This window comes from Flavobacterium sp. I3-2, assembly GCF_013389595.1.
In the GTDB taxonomy this organism is placed as follows: Bacteria; Bacteroidota; Bacteroidia; order Flavobacteriales; family Flavobacteriaceae; genus Flavobacterium.
Window position 1 is genome coordinate 1,427,629 of sequence record NZ_CP058306.1, and the last position, 18,790, is coordinate 1,446,418.

General features: G+C 32.1%; 13 protein-coding genes and 1 pseudogene. 8 read left to right on the top strand and 6 right to left on the bottom strand.

Translation table 11 applies throughout. The features are described 5' to 3' along the window. Positions 1–180 precede the first annotated feature (180 nt). Positions 181–1,878 (bottom strand): lysine--tRNA ligase, encoded by a 1,698-nt coding sequence (gene lysS / locus HW119_RS06725; RefSeq protein ID WP_177762392.1) that lies wholly within the window; start codon positions 1,876–1,878, stop codon positions 181–183. A gap of 119 nt (positions 1,879–1,997) precedes the next feature. On the opposite strand from lysS, the gene HW119_RS06730 reads away from it, so the two are divergent. The 4 genes from HW119_RS06730 to HW119_RS06745 all read left to right on the top strand — a co-directional run bounded on the left by HW119_RS06730 (position 1,998) and on the right by HW119_RS06745 (position 7,527). Beyond that, complete coding sequence (locus HW119_RS06730) at positions 1,998–2,159, top strand: YqaE/Pmp3 family membrane protein (RefSeq protein WP_177762395.1); 162 nt, start codon at positions 1,998–2,000, stop codon at positions 2,157–2,159. A gap of 14 nt (positions 2,160–2,173) precedes the next feature. Next, on the top strand, positions 2,174–2,863 hold the full coding sequence (lipB, locus tag HW119_RS06735) for a lipoyl(octanoyl) transferase LipB (RefSeq protein ID WP_177762398.1): 690 nt from the start codon (positions 2,174–2,176) through the stop codon (positions 2,861–2,863). 192 nt (positions 2,864–3,055) lie between these two features. Then, on the top strand, positions 3,056–6,139 hold the full coding sequence (locus HW119_RS06740; RefSeq protein WP_177762402.1) for a SusC/RagA family TonB-linked outer membrane protein: 3,084 nt from the start codon (positions 3,056–3,058) through the stop codon (positions 6,137–6,139). A 5-nt stretch (positions 6,140–6,144) separates the two neighbouring features. Further along, a complete protein-coding gene (locus tag HW119_RS06745) occupies positions 6,145–7,527 on the top strand; it encodes a RagB/SusD family nutrient uptake outer membrane protein (protein ID WP_177762406.1) in 1,383 nt (460 codons plus the stop codon). Positions 7,528–7,752: 225 nt separating this feature from the next. Here the strand turns inward: HW119_RS06745 and HW119_RS16915 are convergent. The 5 genes and pseudogenes from HW119_RS16915 to HW119_RS06755 form a co-directional block, all read right to left on the bottom strand. Further along, a pseudogene (locus HW119_RS16915) lies at positions 7,753–8,010 on the bottom strand (transposase). Between the two features lie 76 nt (positions 8,011–8,086). Further along, entirely contained in the window at positions 8,087–8,395 is a 309-nt protein-coding gene (locus HW119_RS16920) for a transposase (RefSeq protein WP_410503975.1), read from the bottom strand. 71 nt (positions 8,396–8,466) lie between these two features. Further along, positions 8,467–8,616 carry a transposase gene (locus HW119_RS16925; RefSeq protein WP_410503976.1) on the bottom strand — a complete coding sequence of 50 codons (150 nt, stop codon included), beginning with the start codon at positions 8,614–8,616 and terminating at the stop codon, positions 8,467–8,469. Positions 8,617–8,685: 69 nt separating this feature from the next. Beyond that, positions 8,686–8,880 (bottom strand): hypothetical protein, encoded by a 195-nt coding sequence (locus HW119_RS16930; protein WP_410503977.1) that lies wholly within the window; start codon positions 8,878–8,880, stop codon positions 8,686–8,688. Between the two features lie 95 nt (positions 8,881–8,975). Continuing rightward, a complete protein-coding gene (locus tag HW119_RS06755; protein ID WP_177762407.1) occupies positions 8,976–9,575 on the bottom strand; it encodes a ribonuclease HII in 600 nt (199 codons plus the stop codon). A 102-nt stretch (positions 9,576–9,677) separates the two neighbouring features. Here HW119_RS06755 and HW119_RS06760 point away from each other — a divergent pair, with 102 nt between their 5' ends. The 4 genes from HW119_RS06760 (at position 9,678) to HW119_RS06775 (ending at position 18,775) form a co-directional block, all read left to right on the top strand. Beyond that, entirely contained in the window at positions 9,678–11,759 is a 2,082-nt protein-coding gene (locus tag HW119_RS06760) for a S8 family serine peptidase (RefSeq protein ID WP_177762408.1), read from the top strand. 151 nt (positions 11,760–11,910) lie between these two features. Then, on the top strand, positions 11,911–14,970 hold the full coding sequence (locus HW119_RS06765; RefSeq protein WP_177762409.1) for a SusC/RagA family TonB-linked outer membrane protein: 3,060 nt from the start codon (positions 11,911–11,913) through the stop codon (positions 14,968–14,970). A gap of 12 nt (positions 14,971–14,982) precedes the next feature. Further along, positions 14,983–16,629 carry a RagB/SusD family nutrient uptake outer membrane protein gene (locus tag HW119_RS06770; RefSeq protein WP_177762410.1) on the top strand — a complete coding sequence of 549 codons (1,647 nt, stop codon included), beginning with the start codon at positions 14,983–14,985 and terminating at the stop codon, positions 16,627–16,629. A gap of 157 nt (positions 16,630–16,786) precedes the next feature. Next, positions 16,787–18,775 carry a putative porin gene (locus HW119_RS06775; RefSeq protein WP_177762411.1) on the top strand — a complete coding sequence of 663 codons (1,989 nt, stop codon included), beginning with the start codon at positions 16,787–16,789 and terminating at the stop codon, positions 18,773–18,775. The last annotated feature ends 15 nt before the right edge of the window (positions 18,776–18,790 follow it).

Here is an 18,790-nt window from a genome sequence, read left to right on the forward strand (position 1 = left end):
AAACAATTTCTGTAAATAAAAAAAGAATATTAGTGTTATTGTTTATTAAAAATTTAATTTTTTTTTGATAACGTTGTTTTCTTTGTGTGATATGTTGTTTTATTTTGTTATTATAACATAAAATAACAAGGAATATTGATTATATTTAAAAGTAAAAAGCGAACCGAAGTCCGCTTTTATTTATTTTAAAACAACTGTTTTGTTGTCTCCGTTAACTTCAACCGAAGTTAAACCATGTTTTGCTAAATTTTTCATTGAAGCATCCCATTTCTTTCCGCTTAAGCCAGCTTCTAATTTAAGTTGTACTAAATCAAAACGGTTTTCGTTTTTCTCAAGAATGCCAACGATAATTTTTTCTTCAGCAGATAACTCAAATGTAGGAGCAGGTTTTTCTGGTCGCATTTGAGGGAAAAATAATACTTCTTGGATTGATGGATTGTTTGTTAAGAACATAATTAATCGGTCCATTCCAATTCCTAATCCAGAAGTTGGAGGCATTCCATATTCTAGAGCTCTTAAGAAATCTTGGTCAATAAACATGGCTTCGTCATCTCCACGTTCTGAAAGTGCCATTTGCGCTTCGAAACGTTCGCGTTGGTCAATTGGGTCGTTAAGCTCAGAATATGCATTTGCAATTTCTTTTCCACAAACCATTAACTCAAAACGTTCTGTCAATTCAGGATTATCTCTATGTTCTTTTGTTAAAGGTGACATGTCCTTTGGATAATCAGTAATAAAAGTTGGTTGAATGAAGTTTCCTTCGCATTTCTCACCAAAAATCTCATCGATTAATTTTCCTTTACCCATGGTTTCGTTCACATCAATTCCCATTGCTTTTGCAGCTTTGAAAATTTCTTGCTCAGATTTACCCGTAATATCAAAACCAGTGAATTGCTTAATCGCATCGGTCATCGTTACACGCGCGTATGGTGCTTTAAAATTAATATTATGTTCTCCAAAATTAGATTCTGTAGTTCCGTTAACTTGTAGCGCACAGTATTCTAAAAGATTCTCTGTGAACTCCATCATCCAGTTGTAGTCTTTGTAAGCTACATAGATTTCCATAACAGTAAATTCTGGATTGTGTGTACGGTCCATTCCTTCGTTGCGGAAGTTTTTAGCAAATTCGTAAACACCGTCAAATCCACCAACAATTAATCTTTTTAGATATAACTCATTTGCGATACGCATGTATAATGGAATGTCTAATGCGTTGTGATGTGTGATGAATGGTCGTGCAGCTGCTCCTCCAGGAATTGATTGTAAAACCGGAGTTTCAACTTCCATATATCCAGCACGGTTAAAAAAGTCGCGCATAGCAGTGAAAAGCTTTGTTCTTTTAACAAAAACGTCTTTTACTTGAGGATTTACAACTAAATCGACGTAACGCATACGGTAACGTAATTCTGGGTCTGTAAAAGCATCAAAAACATGGCCTTCTTCATCCACTTTTGGAAGCGGAAGCGGTCTTAATGTTTTGCTTAATAGCGTAATATTTGATACACGAATACATTTTGCACCAACTTGTGTTGTGAATAATTCACCTTCGATTCCAATAAAATCTCCTAAATCGATTAATTTTTTGAAAACTTGGTTGTATAATGTTTTGTCTTCGTCAAGACAAATTACGTCTCTGTTTAAATATAACTGAATTCGACCTTCAGCATCTTGTAATTCTGCAAAAGAAGCTTTTCCTTGGTCGCGAACACTCATTAAACGACCTGCAACAATAACCTTCTTACCTTCTTCAAAAGTTTCCTTGACTTGCTTCGAAGTATGATTTACTGGAAACAAATTAGCTGGATATGGATTGATGCCAAGTTCTTTTAACTTGCTCAATTTCTCTCTTCTGATGATTTCTTGTTCTGAAAGTTGCATGATTATTTTAATATAAAATTATTTAACATGCAAAGATATAATTTTTTGGAATTGTAATCGCTTAAAAATCTCCTTTTACAAAGGAATTATTGTAAATTTGTTTTGTTAAATTTTTTAAAATGAGTATTTGGCGCGTTTTGTTAGCGATTATTTTTCCTCCTTTGTCTATTTTAGATAAAGGATGTGGTTCTATAGTTATCGTTTTTTTATTGACTTTAGCAGGATGGATTCCTGGAGTAATTGCTGCATTAATTATTTTAAATAATCCCAAATACAATTGATATTTCTAAATAAAATGAATAAAAAGATTATAGTTAAAGAGCTTGGTTTAAAAGATTATAAAGAAACTTGGGATTTTCAAGAAGCTTTATTTCAAGATATTTTGTCCATAAAGTCTGAAAACCGAAAAAACAATACAACAATTGAAACACCGAATTATTTACTTTATGTCGAACATCCACATGTTTATACGTTAGGAAAGAGTGGAGATATGTCGAATATGTTATTAAGTGAATCGCAATTGGCAGAAAAAGGTGCGACTTTTTATAAAATTAATCGCGGAGGTGATATTACTTATCATGGACCTGGACAAGTTGTAGGTTACCCGATTTTTGATTTGGAAAATTTCTTTACTGATATTCATAAATATTTGCGTTTTTTAGAAGAGGCTATTATTTTAACGCTTGCAGAATATGGTGTGAAAGGGACAAGGAGTGAAGGAGAGACTGGAGTTTGGATTGATGTAGGAACACCATTTGCTAGAAAAATATGCGCCATGGGAGTGCGAGCTTCTCGTTGGGTTACGATGCACGGCTTCGCTCTAAATGTAAATTCCGATTTAGGTTATTTTGACCATATTATTCCGTGTGGAATTCGTGGTAAAGCAGTTGCGACTTTAAATAATGAATTGGGTGTAAAATTTGTCGATGAACAAGAAGTAAAAGAAAAAATCACAAAGCATTTAATGAATTTGTTTAAAGTGTAATTAACTAGAAAAATGATTTTTTATAAAAAACACATCTAAAAAAGATGTGTTTTTTTGATTATATTTTATATGATTTATGTGTTTTTATTGTTTTTTTTTGGTTTTTATTTTTTTAAATATATAAAAATTAATAAAATAATTTTTTTTTATTATTTTTTTTGTTAAAATTTGTTAATAATAAAAAAGTGGTTTATGAAACAAAATGTAATTTTTAAACTTATGTTGATTTGTTCAATATTTAGTTTTCAGTTTTCATTAGCCCAAGAAAAGGAAATTGTTTCTGGTAAAGTAACTTCTGGAGGAGTGCCTGTTTTTGGAGTTGATGTGGTTATCTCAAGTACACAAGAAGGTGTAAATACGGATGAAAATGGAGCTTATTCGATAAAAGTAACTAAAGGGGATGTTCTTACTTTTAGTTTTATTGGAATGAAAACCGAGACAAGAACAGTTGGGACTTCTAAAATTATAAATGTAAATCTAGTTGAAGAAGAAGGGATGCTCGAGGAAATTGTGATTTTGGGTTATGGTCAGAAAAAAAATAAAAATGAAGTTACTGGAAATGTAGTTAAAATTTCAGGAGAAGAAATTAGTAAAGCTCCTATGGTTTCGGCAGATCAAGCACTTCAAGGTAAAGTAGCTGGTTTACAAATTGCAGGTGATTCAGGAACGCCAGGTTCGTCTCAGCAGATTCGTATTCGTGGTATGAATTCTATTTCATCTAGTAATGATCTGTTAATTGTTATTGATGGAGTACCAGTCAATAATTTTAATCTTTCTGGAAATAGTAAAGAGTCTTCTTCTTTTTCTGCTTTGTCAACTATCAATAGTAATGATATAGAATCTATGACCGTTTTAAAAGATGCAGGTGCAACTTCTGTTTACGGAGCTAGAGGTGCAAATGGAGTAATTTTAATTACGACTAAAAGAGGAAAAGTTGGTCAAACTAGATATGAGTTTTCTTCTTCAGTAGGTATTCAAAACTTAGCTGTTAAAGGGCCTAGAAGTTTGTCTGGTGAAGAAAAATACAATTACCTTTTAGAGGCTTATAATAATACTTTTAACGGAGGTGGGGCTTTTGATCCTAATTTAGTGTATCAACAGTTAATAGCTGATTATCCAGTTGAAACGGCGCCTCTTCAAAATTGGATTAATTCAGGAAAGCCTGTAAATGATTGGAATAAAATGATGCAAAATAAAAATGCATTAGTTAGTATTATCAATCTTTCGGCAACTGGTGGAGATGAAAAATCAAATTTTTATGCATCACTTGGATATAATAAAACCGAAGGAACGGTTATTGGATCAGATTTTAGACGTGTAACTGGAATGTTTACTTTTGATAGGAAATTGTCTGATAGAATTGATTTTGCTTTTAGTGCAAATGTTTCAAATGTTAAGCAGGAAGGTATTTTTGAGCAAGGAGCCTTTTTTTCTAATCCTAATTTAATTAGATATTTTATGAGTCCTTGGAATCCTGCATATAATTCTGATGGTTCATTGAATATAGATAGCGATTATCTTTCGGGTCTTCACAATCCATTATATACTTTACCTAATAATATAAATGTAAATGATGTAATAAGAATTATTAATAATAATAGGCTTTCATATAAAATAACTGAAAATTTTAAATTCACTACTCAATTTTCCAATGATTTTACTTATGCTTTCTATAGAAATTATGCAAATCCAATTCATGGAGATGGACAAGGTATAGATGGTCAAGCATCAAATTCAACACAAACGTTTTATAGATATAATACTCAGAATAGTTTTGATTATAGATTTTATTTGGGTGATGATCATAAATTCGACACGAAAGTTTTAATGGAATATGAAAAGCTTAAAATAAACTATTTATACGGTTACGGACAAAATATACCAGTCGGATTTAATATGTTGGGTAATGCCTCTGCAAATTATAACGCTTTTGCACGTTTCGACGACGAAGCTAATTTATCATTCTTAGGTTTGTTAAACTATTCGTTTCAAAATAAATATTTGTTAGATGCTTCGATTAGAAGAGAGGGTAATTCTAAGTTTAATCCTGATGATCGTTGGGGGACTTTTTGGTCTGTTGGTTTAGGATGGAATATTATGAATGAAGATTTCTTAATCGAAAATCAAACAATTTCAACTTTGCGGTTAAGAGGTTCTTATGGAACTTCAGGTAACTCTGGTATCGGAAGAAACTTGTATCAAAATTTATTAGAAACAGATCGATATGATGGACAAACTGGCTTTGTTCCTAAACAATTAGGAGATAAAATTACTTGGGAGAAAGTAGCAAAAACAGATATAGGTTTAAATTTCGGGTTTTTAAATGATAGAATTACTGGTTCTATTGCATATTACCAATCTTTAACGACAGATTTGTTGTTGAATTTTCCTATTTCTAAAACAACTGGATATACAAGTATTCTTAAGAATACAGGAGATATGAAAAATACTGGACTTGAATTCGAATTTAGTGCTAAAGTAATCGATACAGATAAGTTTTCATGGACGCTTTTTGGAAATGTAGGTACAGTTAAGAATAAAGTGATATCGATGCCATTGGATCCATTAGGTAAGAAAATGACTATCTACGGATCGTTTAATGGTATTGAAGAAGGACATATGCTTAGAGAATGGCGTATGAGAGAATATGCAGGAGTAGATTCTCAAACAGGAGACCCACTTTGGTATGTAGATGGAAAAGGTGGAGCTACTACTAATGTTTACAATGATGCAAAAGTAGCTTGGATAGGTGAAAGTGCTTTGCCAACTTATACTGGAGGTTTTGGTACTCAGGTTGAGTTTAATAATTTCTTTGCAGGTGCAAGTTTTGTGTTTTCAGGAGGAAATAAAGTGTATGAAGATTGGGGACTTTATGTTCAAGGTACTACAGCTACTTCTTTGTTGAATTATAATTCAACAGATTATATTAGCGATCGTTGGCAACAGCCAGGTGATGTAACAGATGTTCCAAAATTAACTTTCGGAGGTAATGATGCACATCGTCCATCAACACGCTTCTTAAAAGATGGTGATTATATAAGACTTAGAGATGTTTCTTTTGGATATAATTTTGATTCAAATGATTTAAAACAACTTAATATTTCTGGTTTGACTCTTTCTGTAAGAGGTACAAATTTATATACATGGACAAAAGATAAATCTTTAAAATATGACCCAGAAGTCGGTTCAAATGCAGGAGATGGATCTTACGGATATGTAAGCTTTGTGTCACCTCCCGTAAAATCAATTATTTTTTCAGTTAACGTTAAATTTTAAATTGTATGAAAAAGATAATAATAAAAATTAGTTTATTCTCTATGGTAGCTTTGGCTCTTTTTTCGTGCTCTAAAGATAGTTTAGAGCCTGAATTGTCAGTAGATAGAGATTTAAATACTGAACCATTAAAAAGTGAGTCTGATTTGGATTTTGTAGCGAATGGGATGTATAAAAAAATGAGAGACGTAGCTTATTATGGTAGAGATTATATCATTTTTAATGAAGCAAGAACTGATGATGCTTATTCGATAGGTTCTTCAAATCGTTTTGTTACTGTTTCTGAAATGCGCGTAAATATAGGAGATGCTTACTCTGCCGATACATGGATAGCTATATATAAAACGATATTAAATGCAAATTTAATTATTAATGCTAATGAAGTTGTAGGGGATCAGGATAGAATTAATGATTATAAAGGACAGGCACTTGTAGCTCGTTCTATGGGACATTTTGATTTGTTAAAACTATATGGGCAACAACATATAGATGGACAAGGTGGTGTTAATGCATTGGCTATACCTTATGTAACATATGCTGTTGCGAATTCTGAAGAAGCTTTAGGAGTAAATACTACTAGAAAAACTTTTGCCGAGGTTAGAAATTTAATTTATCAAGATTTAGATGAAGCTATTGATTTAATAACGCTTAATACAAATAAAGTTAAGATAACTAAACAAATGGCTTTAGGGTTAAAATCTCGAGTGGCATTATATTTTGCTACATTTTATCCTGAGGATTATCAAGTAGCTTTGGATGCTGCAAATGACGCTATTGCAGAAGGAGGTTTGGTTATTCCTGAAGCAAGTTTTGCTTCTCAATTTACAGGGAATATTATCAATGTAAATTCTGTTTTTGAGTTATCAATGCCTTCTAATGATAATTTAGGTAATGAAAGTTTATTTGAAATTTATAACGGAAATGCTTATGGAGATATTGTTGCACAATCTCAAGTTACCAGTTTATTTGATCCAACTGATATAAGATTAACTATTGTAGCTCAAGAAGGTGCGAATTTGCGAAATGTTGGTAAGTATACAACTTATTCCGATAATGTTGTGGTTATGCGTTTAGAGGAAATAATTTTAAATGCAGCTGAGGCTTCTGCTCATATTAGTCCTGCTAATGTACTTGGTTATTTGAATCAGATACGCGCAGAAAGAGGGGTTTCGCCTTTGACAACAGCTACGCTAAATGATGTTTTGTTAGAAAGAAGAAAAGAATTAATGTTTGAAGGATTTAGATTTGATGATTTAATGAGACTGAGAATGACTGTGCCTTCAAATCCAAGAATGACAGAAATATATCCTTATGGTCATTTTAGGATAGCTTTTCCGATTCCATTGACAGAAATAAATGCAAGTGCAATGACTCAGAACGAGGGATATTGATTATTTTGAATTAGTTAAAATGAAAATGAGGTGTTAATTACACCTCATTTTTTATAGACACTATCCTAAAAAGTGTGTAAGTTTTAAAATAATGGGGTTTGACTTTTAATTAAAGTTGAACCCTTTTTTCAAATATAGTTAAGAACTGATTGAGGATTAATCCCTAATTTTGGATTGGTATTGACCATTTTTTGGTAGCTTCTCTTAATGCCATATATACGGATTTTAAACAGCATCGTCCGTGGGGAATGATAATTTATTTTTGGTGTATTTTCTGATCTTACCATTTAGATTTTTGATTAGATTAATGGTGTAAATTAACCTTCTGATTTCTATAGGAAAATCGAAGAATGCCGTAAGTTCTTCTCAGTTTTCTTCCCAAGATTTTATCGCATATGGATATTTATGACTCCATTTGTTTGCAAAATCTTCTAAAGCACTTTTAGCAGCTTGTTTGGTTGTAGCATCATAAATTTGTTTCATATCTTTTGAAAATTCCTTCTTATCTTTCCATACCACGTAACGTGCTGAATTTATGATTTATTCATTTTTTTATTGTTTAATTACGGAATTCATGATTACTTCGCAGTTGATGAACCACACAGATCTGTGTTTGTGATTGAGGAAATACATTTTTAATCGTTTGAGTAAAGCCATTTAAATTGTCAGTGGCTGTAATTAAGATGTCTTCCACACCGCGTGCTTTTAAATCTGTTAGTACACCTAACCAAAAACTTGCACTTTCATTTTTTTCTAACCACATACCTAAAACCTCTTTTTTACCATCTCTGATCAATCCTACAGCAAGATAAATTGTCTTATTTGTAACCTTTGAACCTTCACGAACTTTAAAGACGATATCATCCATCCAAACGATCAAATAAACGAGATCTAATGGTCGATTTTACCAAGCTATAATATCATTTGAGACCGACTCTGTTATCGGGATATAGTTGACGTAGAAATATCAAAATTGTACATTTCTCTAATTTGTCCTTCAATATCGTTAACACTCATTCCTTTAGCGTATAAAGATACAATTACGTTCTCTAATCCGTCTACCATGTTTTGTCTTTTAGGAACAATCATTGGATTGAAAGTAGCTTGTCTATCTCTAGGAACTTGAATTTGAGATTCGCAAAAAGAAATTTTTACTTTCTAGTTAGAATATCCGTTTCTAGAATTTGACACACTTGATTTCTCATGTTTATCATATCCTAGGTGTGCATTTAGTTCACCGTTTAAATTGCTTTTAAACCACGTTTTTGTAATTGGGCAAGGAAACCATTTAGGTCTTTCGCTTGTTTTGAATTGCTTTAAAAATTCATCCGATAATAAAACTTCTTTTCTCATAAGACTATGTAGTATTTAAATTTAAACAAAAAAATAATGGGGTTTTAAAACCCCATTATTTTTTCTATTTACACAGTTTATGTTATAGTACCTTTTTATAAGTCTAATTTTAGTTGTTTGGGTAATAATCGAAATGACATTCTGTGGTATTTGCATGGACCGTATTCGAGAATAGCTTTTCTATGTTCTTTAGTTGGATAACCTTTGTTTTGTTTCCAGTTATACATCGGAAATTCTTCATGAATTAAATCCATGTATTCGTCTCTTTTTGTTTTTGCAATAATCGAAGCTGCGGCAATACTAAGGTATTTAGCGTCGCCTTTTATTATACATTCGTAAGGAATTTCTTTATATGGTTTAAAACGATTGCCGTCAACTATTATAAATTCAGGTTCGATTTCCAGTTTCGAAATAGAATCTTGCATTGCTTTTATAGATGCGTTTAAAATATTAATCTCATCTATTTCATTTTCAAAAATATGTGAAAAAGCATGAAATGTTGCTTCTGATTCGATTAGTTTTTTAAGGATTGTTCTGTTTTTAAGGTTTAATTGTTTTGAATCGTTAACATTTTGAAGAAAAGTAGAATCTTTGATTATTACAGCTGCGGCAGTCACAGGGCCAGCTAAACAGCCTCTTCCAGCTTCATCGGTACCTGCTTCAAATTTAAAGTTCGATTTATTTAATTCCAACATTGTTAAAAAATTTGAACAAATATAACAGATAATTTTTTTTTTTATAACTTTGGTAACTTATGTAAATTAAAAATAATTCTAACAACAATAAAAATCTATACAATGAAATGTAAATTATCTAAATTATTTTTTCTTGTTCTTGCAGGATCTTTGACTTTTAATGGGTATTCTCAAACTGCAGAAGGGAGAAAAAAAATTGTTAAAGATTATGATTTAAAAAAACTAGAACAATTAGCTGTTGAGTTAAAACAAAAATCTGAGGCAAGTTATGTTAAAGGCTTAGAGGTTGCTAAAGAAATGAACTTACCTATCGGTGGAATTGATGTTGATGGAGGTTTGTTTTCTTTAAAAGGGGTTGATGAAGAAACGGGAGAAGTGTTGTATTACAAATCATATAATAATACTCCAACAAAAAGTTCAGTTCAGACTGCTAGAGCTCAACATCTATACGGAGGAGGATCATTAGGTATTACTATTGAAGGGCAGTTAATGACTTTAGGTATTTGGGATGGAGGACAGCCGCAGGCTTCACATCCTAATTTAGGTATTGCTCGAGTGACTAATAAAGATGGTCAGACTACAATTCCTGGTTTAGATGCTACTGAATTGCAAGAAGGTAGAAATCATGCTACACATGTTTCGGGAACTATGATTGGAAATGGTTCTAGTCAATCTTCAGCTAGAGGTTTGGCGTTTCAAGGTTTTTTATGGTCTAATACTTGGCAAAATGATATATCTGAAATGGCAACTCAGGCAGCTCTTAGTTTATTAGTTTCTAATCATTCTTACGGAACTCGAAATGATAATTTTGTTAATAATCCTGGTGTTTTTGGACGTTATACTAATGAATCGAGACAAATTGATGTTGTGACTAGTGAAGCGCCTAATTATTTACCGGTTATTGCTGCGGGAAATGATCGAGAGAGAAAGTTTTCTGGTCTTTATTTAAATTCAAGTAGAAATGGTTATGACTTATTAACGCATGCGGCTGTTTCTAAAAATGCTGTTGTTGTTGCTGCGATTGAAGGGTTTACCTCATATGTAAATACAAGTTCAGCTGTAATGTCAAGTTTTAGCCAATGGGGGCCTACAGATGATTTTAGAATTAAACCAGATATTTCTGCTAAAGGTGTAGATGTGTATTCTTCAAGTATGCCGAGTGCTGGATCGACAAATACTTATGAAATTATGGATGGAACTTCGATGGCAGCTCCTTCAGTTACGGGTGTTTTTGCTTTGTGGCAACAGTATTTTAAAGAATTGCATGCTTTTTTAGGAAAAGAAAATATGAGGGCAGCTTCTTTAAAAGCTTTAATGGCTCATACTGCTAGTGAGGCAGGAGTTTATGAATTAAGGGATTCAAATGTGCTAAATACAACTCCAGGTGGTCCAAGTCCAATTTTTGGATGGGGTGTGATTAATGCAGAAGGTGGCGCTAAGATAATGAAGGACGCTTTTGAAGGTGCTGGAACTGCGGTTTTTAAGGAGTTGCAACTTGAAAATGGACAAAGTTATGATTTAGATGTAGTTTTAGATGGAACTCAGAAGTTATATGCTACTATGGCTTGGACTGATTTGCCAGGAAATGTGGTTAGTGCGACAGATTCAAGCGTTCCAGTTTTGATTAATGATTTAGATATGAGGATATATGGGCCTAATGATAATAATTTAGTTACACCTGTTGGTTTGCCTTATAAATTAAATAAATCTTGGCTTCCTAGTCAATTGTACGCGGCTAAAGGAGATAATGATGTTGATCCAATTGAAAAAATTGTTTATTTTGGAGGTTTTGATGAATTAGCAGAAGCAGGAACGTATAGAATTAAGATTACTCATAAAGGGAGTTTGACAGGTGGTAACCAGAAGTTTTCTTTGATTGTGTCGGGTGGAATAGTTTCGTTTGCTGAGCCTAATGTCTCTTCAGAGCAGTTTAGATTTGAAAATTTAAGTATTTACCCAAATCCTGCTACTGATGTGTTGAGTTTTTCTGCTGATTTTAATACTATTGAAAATGCAAAAGTTACAATTTACGATATGCTAGGTAAGAAAGTGTTTCAAAATGATACATTGTTTAATTTTGATGGTGATGCAAGTGTTAATGTCTCTGGATTTAGCGCAGGTGTTTATGTTGTTAAAATTACAAAAAATGGCAATGTTGATACAAGAAAAGTTGTGATTAAATAGTAAATGTGCTTGATTAATGAAAGACTGTCAATTTTTGACAGTTTTTTTTTGAATAATAGTTTTTTGAATGTGTATATTTTATGTGTTAAAAATTTGTTATCTTATAAAAAAATGTTAGTTTTGTTGAATAACTAATTCAAAATAATTTTATATGAAGTCAAAGTTTACTTGGATTTTGTTACTGTTATCAGTTTTGACTTTCCAGTTTTCGTTCGCGCAAACTAAAGTTGTTACTGGAGTAGTAACTTCAAAAGACTATGGGGATCCAATTCCAGGGGCTACCATTTTGGTAGAAGGTACAACACGTGGTGTTGATACAGACGAAAATGGGAAATACTCTATTAATGCTGCGCAAGGAGAGAAAATAATTGTGCATTTTTTAGGATTTAAAACACAAAAAGCAACAGTTGGGGTTTCTAATGTTTTAAATTTTTCATTGGTTGCTGATGAAGATACTGAGTTGACAGGTGTCGTAATTGATGCTTACAGAACTACATCTAAGCCAAAATCAAATATTGCAGCTTCAACTGTAAGTTCTAAAACAATTGAAGGAAGACCTAATGCTTCTTTTGTTCAGACTTTACAGGCGCAAGTTCCAGGTTTAAATATTAGTACTGGTTCTGGGCAACCTGGTTCTAGTAATACAACTGTGATTTTGCGAGGAATCGGGTCTATCAACGGAAATGTAGAGCCTTTATTTGTAATTGATGGTGTACCGATGGGGTCTGCTAATTTTAGAAGTATCAATCCTAATGATATTGAAAATATTACTGTGTTGAAAGACGCAGGTGCTACTTCTATCTATGGAAACAGAGGTGCTAACGGTGTGATTGTAGTTACGACCAAAGGAGGTGCTTTTGATCAGGATTTAACTATTAAGTATGTTGGGAATACGGGGGTGAGTACTCTTCAAAAGAATCATTACAACGCAATGAATGGTTCTGAATTAAGAGCTTTCGAAAATAGTGTTTATCAGCAAACTAATCAAGCTAAAGGTAGAAGTTGGTCAGCAAATGAAATTAAAAATTCACCAAATCAAGATTGGTTAGATTATTTCTTTAGAACTGCTATTACCCAAAGTCATACATTGTCTTTTAACTCTGGTTCGAAAACTATGAGCGCGTTTACATCGGTGGGATATACTGATCAAGAAGGTATCTTGAAAAATACAGATTTAAAACGTTTCAATTTTAGAAATAATTTAAATGGTAAGAGTAAAGATGGTAGAATAAACTATGGAACAAATGTAACGGCTAACTATTCTAAGTCTAGAGTTGCTTCAGGTTTAGGAACTGGTGGAGTTAATACTAATTTTGTATTGGGAGGTTTGCAAGGTATACCTTATATTACTCCAGGAGATTATCCTGGTTCAGGAAAAGCTTTAGTTGATATGTTTAATTCTGGTAGAGGAGGGTTAGAATTATCACCTTTAATGTTGATGGATAAATTACAGTATTTTAAATATCAACAAGATGAATTTAAAATGATTGCTCAAGGTAATATTAGTTATAAATTAACAGATAATTTTACTGCTGGTACAAGTATAGGTATTGATTATACAGTTAATAATGCTTTTAATTACGATGACCCAAATTCATTTAATTCGATTTATTTTGGATCTGATATAACAGGTCAAGAATTTGATGGATTTACTAGTGAAACATATGCTCAAACTTTTTCATTTAATTCTACTTCTTATTTGAAATGGGCTGAATCTTATGGTTTACATAATATTAATGCTGGTGTTTATATTGAATATTTGAAAGCTCATTATAAATCAAATTCATTAACTCAAAATGGTTTAGATCCTTATTTTTCTCAACCAGGTGCGGGGACAGGATGGATTCCTTATTCTGAAGATAATGAATTCTACGTTCCTTCAATTTCAGGTAGTAAAGCAACTTCAGGTTTGTTTTCTTACTTTGGAAATGTTGATTATGATTATGATACTCGATATGGTATTGGTGTAACAGTTAGACGTGATGCTTCTTTCCGTTTTGCTGATTCTAATCGTTGGGGGACTTTCTATTCTATTTCGGCTCGTTGGAATATTAGCAATGAGAAATTTATGGAAAATGCTACAGCAGTTTCTGATTTGAAATTAAGAGGGTCTTTTGGTACTGCAGGTAACCAAGATATTACAGGTTCTGGGTTGTTTGGTGGAGCCAATTTGTATAGAACACTATATGGAGTTGGAGCTGGATATAATAATAATCCGTCTTTAGGTTTAGCTCAATTGCCAAATCCTGATTTAAAATGGGAAACAATTGAACAGGCGAATATTGGTTTAGATTTTGGTTTTTTTGAAAATAGATTACGTGGATCTTTAGATGTTTATCAAAAAACTACTAAAGATTTGTATCAAACTAAACCTATTTCTGCAATCAATGGACAAACTGGTTTGTTAGCTAATATTGGAAGTATGAGAAATAGAGGTATTGAGCTGTTAATCGCAGGAGATGTTATTAAGAATGATAATATGAGATTAACTTTAAATGCGAATGGTTCTTATAATAAAAATCAAATTATTAAATTACCTGGTGATACAGGAGTAGTTTGGAATAGTGGTTTAAGTACTATGAGAGAAGGTGATATGATAGGTCAATTATATTTAGTTCCTTATATTGGGGTTAATCCAGCAAACGGTAATTTATGGTTTATGGATAAGGATGGTAACCCTACAGAGACACCAACTGATGCAGACAGAAGATATACTAATAAATCTTCAATGCCAATTTATCAAGGTGGTTTCGGATTTGATTTTGATTACAAAGGATTTTTTGTTACAACTCAGTTTTCATATGCTCTTAAAACATACCGTTTTGATTATGACTATTCTAGCTTCTTAGATACAAATGATATAACAACTTTCAATAAATCAAAAGATTTGTTAAACGCTTGGACTCCGAATAATACAAATACAGATATTCCAGGTTTAATGGCTAATAATACTTTTTATGAAAATATTTCTGATCGTTTTGTAAAAGATGCTTCTTATGTACGTTTACGTTATATAACTGTTGGTTATAATTTCCCTGCTAAAAATCTTTTACCATTGAAATTATCTAGTTTAAGAGTTTATGGTCAAGCAGAAAACTTATTAACTTGGACTAAGTGGAAAGGTTTTGATGCTGAGAGTAATAGAGGAAGTGATCAGGCGCAATATCCAACGCCTAGAACAATTTCTTTTGGTGTAGAAGTTCAATTCTAATAAAAAATTAAAATGAGAAAAAAAGGTATATTATTAATATTAGCATTAACAGGATTATTATCATCTTGTAACGATGCAATTGACATTGAGCAACCAGGTCAAGTCACTAATCCATCTGAGATTTATAAAACTCCAAAAGATATTCAACGTGGTCTTATGGGAATATATGCTCTATTGCCAGGTGAAAGCGAAATTGAGTTTGTTTCAGTTTTTACTGACGAAGTTGCTATTGGAATAGCTAATGGTGGACAAGGATTAATTTCTGGCGAATATGGTTTTCTTATGCAGCCAGGAAATGGATTTGCTTCTTCTGCTTGGGGAGGGTATTACCGTGTAATTAATCAAATCAATAGATTGTTGAAATCTAATGAGGATTTAATGGCTTCTGCATCTGCTGCCGATTTGCAGCTTTTGAAAGATTATAAAGCTAATTTGTTAACATTAAGAGCTTATGCAAATTACAAATTGTTTGCATATTTTACTCCTAATTATACTAATCCTTCAGGACTTTCTATTATGAAGCTTGATTTTATGCAAACTGACGACTATTCAAAAGTAATTGGAAGGTCTACTGTTAGCGAAATCAAGAAATTTATTTTGGATGATTTATCTGAGGCTGAGTTAAATTTTACTCAAGGACAAGTATCTAGTGTGTATGTTACTCAAGGTTTGGTGGATGCAATAAGAACAAAGTTATATGCAATGGTAGGTGATTACCCTAATGTTATCACATCTGGTCAGGCAGTTCTTGCTCTTCCTCAAAATCAGATTGGAACAGTTCAAGATTTTGCGGACTATTTTAATAATAAGGAAATTTCAAAAGAGATAATTTTTCAATTACAACGTGTGAGAGGTAATGCTTCTGTTGCTTCAGCTTGGTATTCTGCTTCTGTAGGAAGTAATGGATCTCCTTTTTATGAAATGGGTCGTTCGTTATATAACGAATTGGATAAATTAGATCCTGCTAATACAAATAAACAAGTTAATGTTTCTAGAAATGACGTTCGTTATGAGGTAAACGTATTGTATCTTAATCAACCAGGTGCTGTTTCTAATGTAAATAGTCCTCAATATAGAGGGTCTTTTGCAATGGCTGATTACGAAACTTTACCTCAAGCAGAATATGTTGCGAAGGATAAATTGTTTATTGGTAAATATTTAGGTAAAAGAAGTGAAAGTTTGCCATTGCAAAATAATATTCCAGTAATGCGTTCGGCAGACATTTATTTAGCAATTGCTGAAGCACGTGCTAATGCTGGAGAAATTAATTCAACAGCTACATCTATAAATTCATTATATACAGATGGTCAAAATGGTAATAGTGTTGAAGGAATTCTTTTCTTTTTGAGAGCAAATCGTTCTCACGATCGTTCACTTTTAGTTCGTCAAGCTCCTTTTACCAATGTTCAAGAAGCTTGGAAAGCTATTCTTGCTGAAAGAAGAGTTGAATTTGCTTTTGAAGGACATCGTTATTTAGATATGAAGCGTATTGGTGCTAAAGCAGGTTCTCCTGGTTTCCAACGTTATTCTAAAGATGCTATTGTTAATGGTACAACAGCAGGTTTGCCTGTAACAGATCATAGAATGACTTTACCAATACCAACTTCGGAATTAAATTCAAACCCTATTATAAAAGGACAACAAAATCCTGGTTATTAATAACTAGTTTTTTAAATAAATTTAAAAGGACGTCAATCGACGTCCTTTTTTTGTTTTTATAAACAAACTTAATTATTCGAAAAAAAATCTAACTTTGCTAAAAATCTTTTTTATGCGCAATTTAGCTCTGTTATGTTTTTTTATTCTTTCTTTACAAATGAGTGCTCAAGTAAAGAGAACGGATAAATTGAAAATAAAAGACGAGAAGAATGTTAAGATTGATAATACAAAAGTCAATCAAACAAATAATAATCCAACAACTTTAAATAATACAAATGTTGAATCTAAAAATTCTACTACTAAATCAGTTACAAGTCAAGATTCAATTGCTCCAATTGATTGGTATAAAATAATCTCTTACGACAACAAAATAACTGAAGTTGATACGGCTTTAACTATAAAAAAATTTCAACAACTTAATTTTTTAGGGCGCGATATGTTTGGTCTTCAATCATTATCTAATGACGGCCAAACCTATAATGTATTGGATTATTCTTTGATTAATAATCACATGAATCCCAGTTTTGGTTTTAGTTCTAAGCAATGGAATTATTATCAGATTGAAGATATAAATTATTATAAAGTTCCAACTCCCTTTACTGAATTGTCGTATCGTTCTGTAGTAAAACAAGGTCAAAACCTGAACACGCTTTTTACAACAAACTTCAACGAACGCACAAATGTTTTTATTGGATATCGAGCTTTACGTTCACTTGGTGCTTATCTAAATGAATTGAATTCAATCGGGAATTTCAAATTAGGAGGTTCTTATAATACAAAAGACGAAAAATATTATCTTCAAATGAACTTTGTTTTTCAAGACATCATGAATCAAGAAAACGGAGGAATTACAGATATCGATTTGTTTGAATCAAGTGATGCACCATATAACAATCGCGAAAGATTGAACGTTTATATGCGTAATGCTAATTCACTTTTTAAAGGAACTCGTGCTTTTTTGAATCACAAATACCAATTCAATAGTTCTACAGAAAATGAAATTTGGGTAAAGCACAAATTCTTTTACGAATATCAATCTAATGAATTTAATCAAACCGATTTGACAACATTTGAATCTAGCATTCGTTATTTTGGAGATTCATATTCTAATTCTATAAAAGATAAAGTTCGTTTTAAAAATTTTTATAATCAATTATCATTGGCATACAATTCTACATCTTTGGGCGAATTGGCCTTTAATACAGAAATTTCTTCCTTTGATTATTACTATAATTCCATTGTCGTAAAAGGAAATTCAGAAATTGTTCCTGCCTTTTTGAAATACGATTTAGTTACTTTAGGTGGTTCATACGGCATAGATAAAGAAGATTTTAGTTTTAATGCAGAGGCAAGACAATCAATATCTGAAATTTCTACCACTGAATTAAAAGCCGAAATAAGTTACGACATTAATGATTTATATACCTTAAAGGCAAATTATCAATATTTGAGTAAAATTCCAGAAATGACACAACAAATGTTTCAAAGTACATATGTCGATTACAATTGGATAAATAATTTTTCTAATGAAAAAATACAATCAATTAATGCAACATTTGAAAATCCTTATGTCAATCTTTCGGGTAACTTTCAATTAATAAACGATAAAATTTATTTCTCAAATAATAATTTAAATTTAAATGCTTTTGCAGTTCCAGAACAGCAATTGGTAACGCCAAAGCAATACGACAAAACCATTGGGTATTTTAATATAAAAGCCCAACGCGAATTTAAGTTTGGGAAATTTGCCTTAGACAATACCTTGTTGTTTCAGCAAGTAACGCAAGACGAAAATATTGTTAATGTTCCAAGCTTCATAACACGAAACACTATTTATTATACCGATAAATTGTTCAAAAAAGCGTTGTTTCTTCAAACAGGAATCGTTTTCAAATACCATACAAAATATTATGCAAACGAATACAATCCAATCTTAGGAGATTATTTCGTACAAGACTCACGTAAGATTGGTGGTTTCCCAACTTTCGATTTCTTTGTCAATGCAAAGATTAAAACTGCAAGGATTTATCTAAACTTAGAACACTTCAATTCAAGTTTCACAGGTTATAATTTCTTTGCAACACCAACGCGCCCGTTTACCGATATGCGTTTACGTTTCGGAATCGTTTGGGATTTCTTCTGGTAGGACGTTACCTTTCAG